Source organism: Sphingobium lactosutens, from assembly GCF_013393185.1.
Classification (GTDB): domain Bacteria; phylum Pseudomonadota; class Alphaproteobacteria; order Sphingomonadales; family Sphingomonadaceae; genus Sphingobium; species Sphingobium lactosutens_A.
Genome location: NZ_QJQX01000054.1, coordinates 193867 through 206173, shown reverse-complemented (window position 1 = coordinate 206173; position 12307 = coordinate 193867). Strand labels below are relative to the sequence as shown.

General features: G+C 65.6%; 13 protein-coding genes. 4 read left to right on the top strand and 9 right to left on the bottom strand.

The window, feature by feature from the left end; all coding sequences use genetic code 11:
* Positions 1-21 precede the first annotated feature (21 nt).
* Positions 22-792: a response regulator gene (locus DM806_RS14940; protein ID WP_256869328.1), complete on the top strand. Its 771-nt coding sequence runs from the start codon at positions 22-24 to the stop codon at positions 790-792.
* Positions 789-2108, top strand: coding sequence for an ATP-binding protein (locus DM806_RS14935; protein ID WP_372859546.1), 1320 nt, complete (start codon positions 789-791; stop codon positions 2106-2108). The genes DM806_RS14940 and DM806_RS14935 overlap by 4 nt, the downstream gene beginning before the upstream one ends.
* A gap of 7 nt (positions 2109-2115) precedes the next feature.
* On the opposite strand, the gene DM806_RS14930 is transcribed toward DM806_RS14935, so the two are convergent.
* The 6 genes from DM806_RS14930 to typA all read right to left on the bottom strand — a co-directional run bounded on the left by DM806_RS14930 (position 2116) and on the right by typA (position 6299).
* Positions 2116-2586, bottom strand: a complete 471-nt coding sequence (locus tag DM806_RS14930) for a MarR family transcriptional regulator (protein WP_179043969.1) — start codon at positions 2584-2586, stop codon at positions 2116-2118.
* The gene (locus DM806_RS14925; protein WP_179043968.1) at positions 2564-2983 is read right to left on the bottom strand and encodes a hypothetical protein; all 420 of its coding nucleotides are present in this window, start codon (positions 2981-2983) and stop codon (positions 2564-2566) included. The genes DM806_RS14930 and DM806_RS14925 overlap by 23 nt, the downstream gene beginning before the upstream one ends.
* Positions 2984-3042: 59 nt before the next feature.
* Positions 3043-3390, bottom strand: coding sequence for a hypothetical protein (locus tag DM806_RS14920; protein WP_179043967.1), 348 nt, complete (start codon positions 3388-3390; stop codon positions 3043-3045).
* Between the two features lie 63 nt (positions 3391-3453).
* Positions 3454-3945, bottom strand: a complete 492-nt coding sequence (locus DM806_RS14915) for a LuxR C-terminal-related transcriptional regulator (protein WP_179043966.1) — start codon at positions 3943-3945, stop codon at positions 3454-3456.
* A 193-nt stretch (positions 3946-4138) separates the two neighbouring features.
* Positions 4139-4306, bottom strand: a complete 168-nt coding sequence (locus DM806_RS14910) for a hypothetical protein (RefSeq protein ID WP_179043965.1) — start codon at positions 4304-4306, stop codon at positions 4139-4141.
* Positions 4307-4463: 157 nt separating this feature from the next.
* Complete coding sequence (gene typA, locus DM806_RS14905; protein WP_179043964.1) at positions 4464-6299, bottom strand: translational GTPase TypA; 1836 nt, start codon at positions 6297-6299, stop codon at positions 4464-4466.
* Positions 6300-6460: 161 nt separating this feature from the next.
* Here typA and DM806_RS14900 point away from each other — a divergent pair, with 161 nt between their 5' ends.
* Positions 6461-7696, top strand: coding sequence for an aminotransferase class V-fold PLP-dependent enzyme (locus tag DM806_RS14900; RefSeq protein ID WP_179043963.1), 1236 nt, complete (start codon positions 6461-6463; stop codon positions 7694-7696).
* Positions 7697-7884: 188 nt separating this feature from the next.
* Positions 7885-9435 carry a S10 family peptidase gene (locus DM806_RS14895; protein ID WP_179043962.1) on the top strand — a complete coding sequence of 517 codons (1551 nt, stop codon included), beginning with the start codon at positions 7885-7887 and terminating at the stop codon, positions 9433-9435.
* Between the two features lie 34 nt (positions 9436-9469).
* On the opposite strand, the gene DM806_RS14890 is transcribed toward DM806_RS14895, so the two are convergent.
* The 3 genes from DM806_RS14890 to DM806_RS14880 are packed head-to-tail and all read right to left on the bottom strand — an operon-like array spanning position 9470 to position 12236.
* The gene (locus DM806_RS14890; protein ID WP_179043961.1) at positions 9470-10168 is read right to left on the bottom strand and encodes a DUF899 family protein; all 699 of its coding nucleotides are present in this window, start codon (positions 10166-10168) and stop codon (positions 9470-9472) included.
* Positions 10169-10212: 44 nt separating this feature from the next.
* Positions 10213-11904 carry a cation acetate symporter gene (locus tag DM806_RS14885; protein WP_179043960.1) on the bottom strand — a complete coding sequence of 564 codons (1692 nt, stop codon included), beginning with the start codon at positions 11902-11904 and terminating at the stop codon, positions 10213-10215.
* The gene (locus DM806_RS14880; protein WP_179043959.1) at positions 11901-12236 is read right to left on the bottom strand and encodes a DUF485 domain-containing protein; all 336 of its coding nucleotides are present in this window, start codon (positions 12234-12236) and stop codon (positions 11901-11903) included. The genes DM806_RS14885 and DM806_RS14880 overlap by 4 nt, the downstream gene beginning before the upstream one ends.
* Positions 12237-12307 lie beyond the last annotated feature (71 nt).

Below are 12307 nucleotides of genomic sequence, written 5' to 3'. Positions count from 1 at the left end.
AATATGACAGGAATGGCGCGGATGACTTTGCAGCTGACCCCTTCACCCGATATGCTGCCCGTCACGATGGATGGTTCACGCATATTGGTGGTCGATGACGACGCGGACATCCGCGCGCTTCTGTCCGATTTTCTGGAACAACATGGATTTGCCGTGACGGCGGTGGGGGACGGTGTGGGCATGGACCGCGCCATTGCCGTCCAAGATTTCGACATTGCCGTGCTCGACGTGATGATGCCGGGCGAGGACGGGTTATCGATCCTGCGCCGCCTGTCCGCGCGCGGCGGACTGCCGATCATCATGCTGTCGGCCATCGGCAGCGATGTCGACCGGATCGTCGGGCTGGAAATGGGGGCGGAGGATTATCTGCCCAAGCCGTGCAATCCGCGCGAACTGCTCGCCCGTATCCGCACCGTGCTGCGCCGCCATCGCCGGAACGCCGCCGATGAACCGGCGGCGGGGGGCCAGAGGCTGCGCTTTGCCGGCTGGCAGATGGACATGGGCGCGCGGCTGCTGACTGATCCCGACAATGTCGTGGTGACGCTGACCGATGGCGAGTTCCGCCTGTTGCGCGCCTTCATCGAGCATCCGCGCCGAGTGCTGAGCCGCGACCAGCTGCTCGATTATTCGGCCGGCAGCGAGAGCGAAAGCTATGACCGCGCGATCGACGTGCAGGTCAGTCGCCTGCGCCGCAAGCTGGAGCGTGGCGCGCGGGGCGATGGCGCCGACGAGTTGGTCCGCACCATCCGCAACGAAGGCTATATGTTCACCGCCGAGGTCCGCCCGGCGTGAATGCGCGTCTTGATCGCCTGAACCCGTCGATCCTGACCCGCATTGTCGCATTGGTGGCGGCGACCCTGCTGCTCGCGCTGGGCGCGATGATGCTGGTCGCCTTTCGCGGTCCGCCCCCCCACGCCCGGCCGATGTTCCTGCCCGAGGCGGCGCAACTGCTGCGCAACGATGCCGGCCCTTCCGCGTCCGCCTGGAGCGTCACGCGCTATCATTCCGACCGCGCACCCGTCCCCGATTCCGGGCAGGAGACCGATCACTATGCCGGAGCGCAGGTCGCCGCCCTGCTGGGCGTGCCGGCCGGCGACATCCGCCTGCTGCGCGAGCGCCCGCCCGCATCGATGCGCGAAGCCCCGGCGCCGCCCCAGCTGGACCGCGACCGGTCCGCCCTGTTCCGCGCCTTCGTCGTCGCCCAGCGCACGGACGCGGGCTGGACCGTGATCCAGGCCTGGCAGGGGGCCAATCTGCGCTGGTATGCCATCACCCTGTCGCTGATGGCCGGTATCTTCATCCTGCTGCTGCTGCCTGCCTATTGGGTGGCGCGCCGCATCACCCAGCCGATCCGCCGCCTGGCGGAGGGCGCCGCGACCGAGCGGCCCGAGCGCGCGGAGCCATTGCCGCTGACCGGCCCGCCGGAAGTGCGCGCGGTGGGCGCGGCCTATAATCACATGCGCGCGCGCATTGCCGATTATCTCAACGAACGCACCGCGATGCTGGTCGCGATCGCCCACGACCTGCGCACGCCGATGACCCGCCTGTCTTTCCGGCTGGAACAGTTGCCCGACGGCCCGCGTGCCAAGGCGCAGGCCGATGTCGAGGAGATGCGGGCGATGGTCACGACCCTGCTCGATTTCATGCGCGAGGGGACCGACAATGCGGCGCGGGTCCGGATCGACCTGAGCGCCATCGTTGAGACGCTGGCCGACGACCTGGCCGACATGGGGCAGGATGTGGTCGTGACGCAAAGCGAACGGGCGGTGGTGCAGGGCGACACGCTGGCGCTGCGGCGGTGCATCGGCAATCTGGTGGAAAATGCGGTGCGCTATGGCGGGGCGGCGCGGATCGCCATCGCCGTTGCCGGCGGGCGGGCGAGCGTATCGGTCGAGGATGAAGGACCGGGCGTGCCGGAAGCCGCGATCGAGCGGCTGTGCGAACCCTTCTACCGGGGCGAAGCCTCCCGCAACCGGGAGACGGGCGGCGTCGGCCTGGGCCTGGCGATCGCCCGGAACATTGCCGACAGCCATGGCGGACGGCTGGCCTTCACCAATCGCACCGGGGGCGGATTGCGCGCCAGCCTCACCCTGCCGCAGGCGCGCTGACGATCCTTCAGTTTCCGTCGAAGGCGAGCGAAAGCCAGGAGGCCATCGCATCCATCGCCAGCGGCGACAGGCGCAGCGCACGCCGCCGCCGGCTGTTGGGGGAGGTGCGATGTTCATCCAGCAGGCCGCGCCGTTCCATGACGCCGACCTGCCCGACGACCGTGCTCAGCGACAGGCGCAGCGTCTCGCTGAGCTGCTCCAGCGTCAGCGCGCGCCGTTCCAGTTCGCCCTGATAGAGCAGCAGCAATATGTCCCAGGCCGGATCCGAGAAGAGATTCTGGCCAAACAGCATCGACCGCGCCCGCCGCGCGTCCAGATAGCGGGCAAGCGCGGCGAGTTGTTCGCTGCCTTCCCCATCGAGGATCGCAGGCTCTTCCTTGCGGGCGTGAAAATTGTTCAGGCAGCGTTGCAGCGCAACCACCAGGTCGACCGCTTCCTGGCTGGGCGCGGTGCGTTCAGGCGGAATATGGATGGTCATGGGGCGTTTTCCGGTCGAGTTCGATGCCGATAATCGCGAACAGCAGCAGCGGAATGACCCAGACCGTACTCAGCCCTTCATAGATCCGGTCCGAAAAGCCGTGCAGAAGGAGGGTCACGATATGGGTCAGCACCGTCATCAGCTGGCTCGCAGCCGCCCAGATCGGCCAATAGCTGTCACTGCGCAGCATCAGCCACACCAAGCCGACAAGCAGCAGCATATCGACGATCGTCAGCCAGAATTGCGTGCCGTGCCAGGAGCCGGCGAGTTGCGCCGGCATGGTCAGCAGCACGCTGAGAAGGAAGACGAGCGTGAACCATCGCCCGTCCCTGCCGCCATAGACCATGGCGAAGGCACAGGCGAAGAGAGTCAGGAGCCAAAAAAAAGCCGCCAGCATCTGCATTTCCAATTGAGGGGGAGAGTCATGGCAATGCCAATGCTGGCGGCGTGCCCCGGTCAGGCGACCAGGGTGAGGTGACGCGGCGTTTCGTCCTGGGCGGGTGCGTCCATGCCCAGCGGGCAGCCCACGGCCGTCACGTCGATCTGGCTATGTTCCAGGCAACGGGTCAGCAGGGCGGTCGCGCGGATCATGTCGCTGCGCCCTTCGATGATCTTGCCGGCGCCCTCATGGATGCGCTGGAGGATGCGCTGGCTCTCGCTGGCGGTCAGCCCGGACCCCTGCGCAGCCGACAGGAAGGCGGTGGTGAGCTGCGCGGCGTCGAGCAGCGCGCTGTCCATCGCGGCGAAGGTCTGGCGGGTCTGGTCGGCGACGGCCTGGGTCTTGACGGTATCGAGGTTAAGCACAAGTCTTCTCCTTCGCACGACGCCGTCCGGCGGTGCGTTGTCAGCATGGTCTTTCTGGAAAGATCAACCCAGCGCCTTGAAGGCCCCGGCAATGAGCAGCAGCAGAGTGATGACGCCGACACCGGTGAGAACCGCAGCGCGGATCATCGCCAATATGCGGCCATCGATACTCAGTTCATTGGTCGATCCCCCGAGCGGCGGGCCGAAAGCCAGGATGCGACGCAGAAAGGTGGATTGCTCCGTCTGCTCATCCGGCCTGTCCGGCTGAGCAAGGAATGACGCAGGATCGGGATCGGAGGCAAGCGGCTCCGGTTGATATATCAAGGGCTGATATGCGCCGTTCTGGCCATGGCCATGTTCCCCGGAGACGAACAGACGCGCCGCTTCCTTGCGCGACGGGACGCCGAACTTGCGCAGGCTGGTGCGCACGCGCTGATCGACCGTATGCTCCGACACATGGAGCTGGCGCGCGATTTCCTTGGAATTGAAGCCCTGGGCGACCAGCCGCAGGCACTGCTTTTCCCCCTCGCTCAAGGCCGGAAGGGTTTCCGCCACTCCGTCATTCCTCCCTGCGTGAGCCCCCTGCCACCGACCGAACCACCAGCACCGGAAGATCCAGCCACCCAACCCTTTGTGTCAAACCAAGGTTGCGATTCGGTGTGCGCCGGGGTCCAAAGTGACACGACAGGGCGCGCAAACGCAATCGGATAGCCTGCGGACCTGTCACGCCGTCGATTCGGGCATCGGTTCAGGCGCCGGACTTGCCGTCCTGCCGGGCCTTGTGCGCCGCCAGCAGGGCGTCGATCTCGACGATGCGCAGACGCTGCGGCGTGTCCTTGGCCAGCCCCTTGAGGCGACATTCGGCCCATAGAGCGCGGCGCTCGGAGGTCAGGGCCTTGAGATAGAGATCGGCCATGATGGCTCCTTCAACAAAAAGAAAAGGGCGGGGACGCATTGCGCCCCTGCCCCTCCGTCCAGTCCCTCCCCCGGCAAGCCCGGGGAGGCATGATCAGGCCGTGCCCGGCTGGGCGACCTGAAACATCAGGCCGTGCCCGGCCGGGCGACCTGAAACATCAGGCCGCCTTGGCGCGGCTCATGCGCTTGCGCTCGTTCGGATCGAGGTAGCGCTTGCGCAGACGGATGGTCTTGGGCGTCACTTCGACCAGTTCATCGTCGTCGATATAGGCGATGGCCTGTTCCAGCGTCATCTTCCACGGCGGAGTCAGGCGGACGGCGTCGTCCTTGCCCGACGCGCGGAAGTTGGTCAGCGCCTTCGACTTCATCGGGTTGACTTCGAGGTCTTCGGTCTTGGCATTTTCGCCGATGATCATGCCTTCGTAGAGCGCTTCGCCCACGCCCACCATCAGCACGCCGCGTTCTTCCAGCGGACCCAGCGCATAGGCATTGGCCTCGCCCGCGCCGTTCGAAATCAGAACGCCGTTCTTGCGGCCCTCGATCTTGCCCTTGTGGGGACCATATTTCTCGAACAGGCGGTTCATGATGCCGGTGCCGCGCGTGTCGGACAGGAATTCGCCATGATAGCCGATCAAGCCGCGCGAGGGCGCGGAGAAGGTGATGCGGGTCTTGCCGCCGCCCGAGGGACGCATGTCGGTCATCTCGGCCTTGCGGATGTTCATCTTCTCGACGACGGTGCCGGAAAATTCGTCATCGACGTCGATCATGACGGTTTCATACGGCTCGGTCTTGCCGCCATTCTCGTCTTCGCCGAACAGCACGCGCGGACGCGAGATGCCCAGTTCGAAGCCTTCGCGGCGCATCGTTTCGATGAGCACGCCCAGTTGCAGTTCGCCGCGGCCGGCGACTTCGAAGCTGTCCTTGTCCTCGCTCTCCGTCACCTTGATGGCGACGTTGGATTCGGCTTCGCGCTCCAGACGGTCGCGGATCATGCGGCTCGTGACCTTGCTGCCTTCACGGCCGGCCATGGGCGAATCATTGACCGCAAAGCGCATCGACAGGGTCGGCGGATCGATCGGCTGGGCCTGGATCGGTTCGCTGACCGACGTATCGGCGATGGTGTTCGCCACGGTCGCGACGGCAAGGCCGGCGAGCGAGATGATGTCGCCCGCCTGCGCTTCGTCGACGGGAACGCGGTCGAGGCCACGGAAGGACATGATCTTCGACGCGCGGCCGGTTTCGATCACATTGCCGTCCATGTCGAGCGCGTGGATCGCCTGATTGACCTTCACGCGACCGCTGGTCACGCGGCCGGTCAGGACGCGACCGAGGAAATTGTCGCGGTCGAGCAGCGTCACCAGGAAGGTGAAGGGCGCGTCAACGTCGAGCGCCGGCGGCGGCACATGGTCGACGATCTTCTGGAACAGCGGCTGCAGCGTGCCCGAACGCAGCGAGGCGTCGTCATTGGCGTAGCCGTTGCGGCCCGACGCGTAGAGGACGGGGAAGTCGAGCTGTTCATCGGTCGCATCGAGCGACACGAACAGGTCGAACACTTCGTCCAGCACTTCCTGGATACGCTCGTCGGGACGGTCGACCTTATTGACGACGACGATGGGCTTCAGGCCGAGAGCAAGGGCCTTGCCGGTCACGAACTTCGTCTGCGGCATCGCGCCTTCCGACGAATCGACCAGCAGGACGACACCGTCGACCATGGAGAGGATGCGTTCGACTTCACCGCCGAAGTCGGCGTGGCCGGGCGTGTCGACGATGTTGATGCGGACCGGTTCGCCACCGGCGGGCGGCGTCCACTCGACCGAGGTCGGCTTCGCCAGGATGGTGATACCGCGCTCCTTTTCCAGGTCGTTGGAGTCCATGGCGCGCTCTTCGACGCGCTGGTTGTCGCGGAAGGTGCCGGACTGGCGGAAAAGCTGGTCGACGAGCGTGGTCTTGCCATGGTCGACGTGCGCGATGATCGCGATATTACGCAGGGACATGTTGGGCCTTCGGGATATGGGCTCCCCTGGCCGACACGGGGTCGCGCAGAGGCTTCGGGCGCGCCCCTACAGGAAATGCCGCGCTGCGGCAAGGGTAAGGACGACATGGCGGGTTGGGTCGCGCGATCCGTCGAACGATCTGCCAGAGGAGAAGACGCCCCATGACCGACAGCCCGCTTATCAGCCGCCGTACCCTGATGCAGGCGGCCGCCGTCGCCGCGCCGCTGGCGCTGACGCCGCAGATGCTGAGCGCGGCGGGGCGGCCGACGCTCCGTGAGGCGATGCTGCTCGATCCCGCGATCCGCTATTTCAACGCGGCCAATATCGCCCCGACCTTCCGCAGCGTGGCGGCGGTGCATGAAAGGGAGACGCGCGCCTTCCAGATGGACCCGTCGATCGAGCGGCGCGCGCTCTATCCGAAAACCGCCGATGCGCTACGCGAGCGGATCTCCAGGCGGCTGAAAGTGACGGCGGAGGAGATCGCGCTGGTCCGCAATGCGAGCGAGGCCAATACGGTCGCGGTGCGCGGGCTGGCGCTCAAGGCTGGCGACCGGATCATCCTGACGGACCATAATCATCCGTCGACCTGGGACAGTTGGAAGCTGCGGGCCGAACGCGAGGGACTGGACCTGCATGTCGTGCCGGCGCCGGTCGAGGCGAAGTCGCCGCAGGAACTGCTGGATGGCATCGCCGCCGCGGTGACGCCCGATACGAAGGCGATCTTCCTGTCGCACATGAGCAATATCACCGGCATCGTCTATCCGATCGCCGAGATCGCGAAGCTCGCCCGGTCGCGGAATATCTGGCTGCACGCCGACGGCGCGCAGGGTTTCGGCTGGATGCAGTTGGACCTCGCCGCGCTGGGGGTCGACAGCTATTCGGGCAGCACGCACAAATGGCTGATGGGACCGCTGGAGGGCGGCATCCTTTATGTGAAGCGCGAGCGGCAGGCGGAACTCCAGCCGATCATGATGAGCCATGGCTATTGGCTGACCGATCCAGCAAACCTCGATACGGCGCAGAAGTACGAGATATTGGGCCAGCGCGACGATCCCCGGCTGATGGCGGTGGCGGCGACGCTGGACATACTGGACGGCGTGGGCGAGGCCGCGATCGAGCAGGCGGCGCGCGAACGCGGGACGTCGATGCGGCAGGCGCTGGCGGGCGTGGCGGGGGCGAAGCCCTTCGGTAGCGGCGTGGCGGCGATTACCGGGCCGGTCATCACCGTCGCCTTCCCCGGCCGCGACGTCGGCGCGATGCGCGCGAAGCTGTGGCAGGCAAAGATCGCCACCGCCGCGTCGAAGGTCGGCGGTGAGGCGGCGATCCGCTTTTCGCCGCATGTCTATAATAGCGATGAGGATGTGGCGGCGGTGATCGAGGCGCTGCGCGAAGGCTAAACGCGGCTGTCGGGCAGAAGCGGACCTTCCTTCTCCCCTCCCTTTCAAGGAAGGGGCTTAGGCTATGTGTCCACCCAAAGCCCACTTGCTTTACGAAAGCGCAATATCTCCTTGCCGCACGGGCCGACCTTTCTATGGTGCGGCCCGTCGCCAATAATATACCATATCCTTGCAAGGAGCCTTCCCCGATGCGGTCTGCCGCTATCCTGTCCTTCGCCTCCCTCATTGCCCTCGCCTCCTCTGCCCTTGCGCAGAAGGACGCGCCCGACGCCGCGAAACAACATGCCGACAAGGTGGCCGAAGAGGTCGCGGCCAACTGGGCCAGCGCGCCGGTGGAGGAAGTCACCCAGAGCAGCAAGGGCACGGCCCGCGTCGATGGCAAGTCCATTCCCTACACCCAGACCGCCGGCACGCTCACCATTCGCGACGAAAAGGGCAAGCCGGTCGCGAGCATGTTCTACACCGCCTATACGGCCGCCGGTAAGAACCGCCCCGTCACCTTCTTCTACAATGGCGGCCCCGGCTCCTCCTCGCTCTGGTTGCGCATGGGCAGCTTCGCGCCCGAACATGTGCGCACCAGCAATCCCGAAGCGGTGAAGCCCGCGCCCTTCGACGTCGGCCCGAACAATGACAGCCTGATCGGCAGTACCGACATGGTGTTCCTCGACACGATCGGTTCGGGCTATTCGCGCATCCTGGGCGACGCCAAGCCGTCCGACTTCTACAGCGTCGATGGCGATGTGGACGCCTTCGCCAAGGCGATCATCCGCTATACGACGAAGAATGGCCGCTGGGCGTCGCCCAAATATATTTTCGGCGAAAGCTATGGCACGACGCGGTCGGGCGCGCTCGCCTATCAGCTGGAGGATCGCGGGCTGGCGCTGAACGGCGTGGTGCTGCTGTCGTCGATCATGAATTATGGCGTGCGCCAGTCGGGCTTCGACGCGATCCATGTCGGCTATCTGCCGAGCTATGCCGCCACCGCCTGGTATCATAACCGCGTGCCTGGCGGCCGCCCGGCCAGCCTGGAAGCCTTTGTCGAGGAATCGCGCCAGTTCGCCAATGGTCCTTATGCCACCGCGCTGCTGAAGGGGTCGGACATCACCGCGGAGGAAACCGACCAGATCGCCCAGCAACTGAGCCGGTTCACCGGCCTGTCGGTCGATTATCTGAAGCGCGCCAACCTGCGCGTCAGCCTGTCGCGCTTTCGCAAGGAATTGCTGCGCGACGGGCATGAGACGATCGGCCGCTTCGACAGCCGATACAAGGGCATCGATGCCGACGCGGCGGGCGAGGAGCCGGAATTTGATCCGTCGAGCACTGGGATCACCGGCCTCTATGTCGGCAGCTTCCTGGATCAGGTGACGCGCCAGATCGGCTACAAGACCGACCTGTCCTACCGTTTGAGCGCGCGGGAGGGCGGCGACTTCAAGTGGGACTGGAGCCACACGCCCCCCGAAGGCGGCAAGCAGAATGTCGCGGACGTGACCGCCGACCTCAGCGCCGCGATGCGCACCAACCCGCATCTGCGCGTGCTGTCCCTGAATGGCTGGTACGATATGGCGACGCCTTTCTTCTCGACCGAGCGCGACCTCAAGCACATGATGCTGGAGCCGCAGCTGCGCCAGAATCTCCAGTTCAAATATTATCCGGCGGGCCACATGGTCTATCTGAACCCGGAAGCGCTGCACCAGATGCGGCTCGACATGGAGCGCTATTACGCCGAGGGCGCGCGCTGAACGATGAAAGGGGCGGTGGCGACACCGCCCCTTTTCAGTAGCGCAATTTCGGATACCAGATCGGCGGCCGGCCTTCGGGCGTCAGATCGAGGATCGACCAGAGCGAGGCGATGTCGGGCGCGTCGCGGGGATCCTGCCCCGGATCGGCCATTTCCCCCGTCATCTCGCTCATCCAGAAGAGGCGGATGCCGTCATCGTCCTTCCGGAACACGACCAGCGCGGGATATTCGCCGTTGGGCTGGAGCAGGCCAAGGTCATTGGCATAATCGTCGCCGATCGTCTGGATGAAGTTGGTGTTGCGCCATCCCCGCTCCTGCGCAAAGGCGAATTGCCGTTCGACCGGGCTGCGGCCCAATATCTTGTAGGCGACGCGCTGCTTGATGTCGGCAGCATTGCCGTCGACCGATCCGACCCAATTGGTGCACATCGGGCAGGGCCGCTCCCGTTCCGGGCCGTACATCCAGTAATAGGTGACGAGCACATTCTTGTCGCCGAACAGGTCGGACAGGCCGACCTCGAACCCCTGTTCGTCCTTGAATCGATAGTCCTTGGCGATCAGCGGCCCGGGCGGCAGCGCCTGACGCTGTTCGACGAGGCGGGTCATGTGGCGGCGAAATTCGATCTCCTCCACGAGCAGGGCGGTGCGGGCGTCGCGATAGGCGTCGCTTTCGCCGGGGAAGGCCGGCTTGCGGCCGGCCGCCAATGTCTCTGCGGGTTTCAGTTGCTGGTCCATCCTGCCTCTCCTCGCGCGTCGAACGCGAGGAGAGGCAGGATGGTTCAATGGTCACTCGCCGCAAAGGCGCCGATGCCGGTTTCGGCGCGCACCCGCTGTGCGGGATAGCCTGCCTTGTCGACCGCCGCGCGGGGTGACGCATCGAGGCGCGAGATCAGCCAGATGGCGATGAAGCCCGCCGGGACCGAGAAGATCGCGGCCGAACTATAGGGGAAAGGCGCCGGGCCAAGGCCGAAGGTGGTGGTCCAGACCGCCGGGGACAGCAGGGTCAGGATGAAGGCCGTCAGCAGCCCGATCGTTCCGCCCCAGGCCGCACCGCGCGTGGTGCAGCCGCTCCAGAGCAGCGACAGGATCAGTACCGGGAAATTGCCCGATGCGGCGAGCGCGAAGGCGAGGCTGACCATGAAGGCGACATTCTGCTTTTCGAACACCAGCCCCAGCAGCACCGCCAGCGCGCCGAGCGCCAGCGTCGTCAGCCGCGACACGCGCAGTTCGTCCACCGAACTGGCCTGCCCATGCTTGAATACGGTGGCATAGAGATCATGGCTGACCGCCGAGGCGGCCGAGAGCGTCAGCCCGGCGACGACGGCGAGGATGGTCGCGAAGGCCACCGCCGAGATGAAGCCGAGAAATGCATTGCCGCCGATGGCGTGGGCGAGGTGGATCGCCGCCATGTTGCCGCCGCCCCGCAGCGCGCCCTGCGCGTCCAGATAGCCCGTATCCGTCCCCACCAGCACGATCGCGCCGAAGCCGATGATGAAGGTCAATATATAGAAATAGCCGATCCAGCCGGTCGCCCAGAGGACGGACTTGCGCGCCTCCTTCGCGTCGGGGACGGTGAAGAAGCGCATCAGGATATGAGGCAGGCCCGCCGTGCCGAGCATCAGCGCCAGACCGAAGGAGATGGCCGACACCGGATCCTTGATGAAATTGCCCGGCGCCATGATGGAACGGCCCCGTTCCGCCGCTTCGCTCGTGGTTGCACCATCGGCCAGTGCGGCCTGCGTCTTCACCTCCACCGCGCGGGCGAAGAGGGTTTCGAGGCTGAAGCCCATTTGCGCCAGCACCATCAGCGCCATGAAGCTGGCGCCGCCAAGCAGCAGCACCGCCTTGATGATCTGTACCCAGGTGGTCGCACGCATGCCGCCGAACAGGACATAGAGCATCATCAGCGCGCCGACGATCACAACCGCCAGCGCATAGGGCAGGCCGAACAGCAATTTGATGAGCTGCCCCGCCCCCACCATCTGCGCGATCAGGTAGAAGCTGACGACCAGCAGGGTGCTGACCGCCGCGAAGCTGCGCACCGGCGGCTGGGCGAAACGGTAGGAGGCGACATCGGCGAAGGTGAAGCGGCCGAGATTGCGCAGCCGCTCCGCCATCAGGAAGAGCAGGATCGGCCAGCCCACCAGAAAGCCGGTGGAATAGATGAGGCCGTCATAGCCGTCGTTGAAGATCTGCGCCGAAATACCGAGGAAGGAAGCGGCGGACATATAGTCGCCCGCCATGGCGAGGCCGTTTTGAAAGCCGGTGATGCCACCGCCCGCCGTGTAGAAATCCGACGCGGTGCGGGTGCGCGCGGCGGCCGCCTTGGTGATCCAGAGCGTCAGCCCGACAAAGGCGACGAACATGGCGATCGCCACCCAGTTGATCGGCTGGCGTTCCGCCTCACCCTCCAGCGCGGCGGCGAAGGCGGGGGACGGGATCAGCGCGAGCGCGACGAGCCACGCCCTCATGCGCCATGATCCCGAAGGATTTGCGCCATTTGCGCGTCATGATGGCGGTTGGCATGGGCGACATAGAGGCCGGTCAGCGCGATTGCGAGCAGGATCAGACCAAGGCCGACGGGAATGCCGATCGACGTCACGCCCGCCCCGATCGGCGCACCCAGCAACGCCTTGTCGAAAGCGATGAGCAGCAGATAGCCGACAAAGGCGCAGAAGATGACGGCCGACAGCCACCAGCCCAACCGCGCGCGCCGCGCCACCAGCGCGACATAGCGCGGATCGGCCGCCACCGCCGCGATCACTATGTCCTCATTCCCCGCAGCATCCTGAACCAGCGGCATCCGCGCTCCTCTCCCTGTGTCCGGCCATGCTAACCGGCCGCCGAGCGATTGCAATGGCATGGGCCGAGGCT

Bases quoted from the DNA above. Each gene is read 5' to 3' on its own strand.
- DM806_RS14930 (WP_179043969.1), bottom strand. From the start codon at position 2,586: ATGACCATCCATATTCCGCCTGAACGCACCGCGCCCAGCCAGGAAGCG.
- DM806_RS14940 (WP_256869328.1), top strand. From the start codon at position 22: ATGACTTTGCAGCTGACCCCTTCACCCGATATGCTGCCCGTCACGATG.
- DM806_RS14925 (WP_179043968.1), bottom strand. From the start codon at position 2,983: ATGCTGGCGGCTTTTTTTTGGCTCCTGACTCTCTTCGCCTGTGCCTTC.
- DM806_RS14895 (WP_179043962.1), top strand. From the start codon at position 7,885: ATGCGGTCTGCCGCTATCCTGTCCTTCGCCTCCCTCATTGCCCTCGCC.
- DM806_RS14910 (WP_179043965.1), bottom strand. From the start codon at position 4,306: ATGGCCGATCTCTATCTCAAGGCCCTGACCTCCGAGCGCCGCGCTCTA.
- DM806_RS14900 (WP_179043963.1), top strand. From the start codon at position 6,461: ATGACCGACAGCCCGCTTATCAGCCGCCGTACCCTGATGCAGGCGGCC.
- DM806_RS14890 (WP_179043961.1), bottom strand. From the start codon at position 10,168: ATGGACCAGCAACTGAAACCCGCAGAGACATTGGCGGCCGGCCGCAAG.
- DM806_RS14885 (WP_179043960.1), bottom strand. From the start codon at position 11,904: ATGAGGGCGTGGCTCGTCGCGCTCGCGCTGATCCCGTCCCCCGCCTTC.
- DM806_RS14880 (WP_179043959.1), bottom strand. From the start codon at position 12,236: ATGCCGCTGGTTCAGGATGCTGCGGGGAATGAGGACATAGTGATCGCG.
- typA (WP_179043964.1), bottom strand. From the start codon at position 6,299: ATGTCCCTGCGTAATATCGCGATCATCGCGCACGTCGACCATGGCAAG.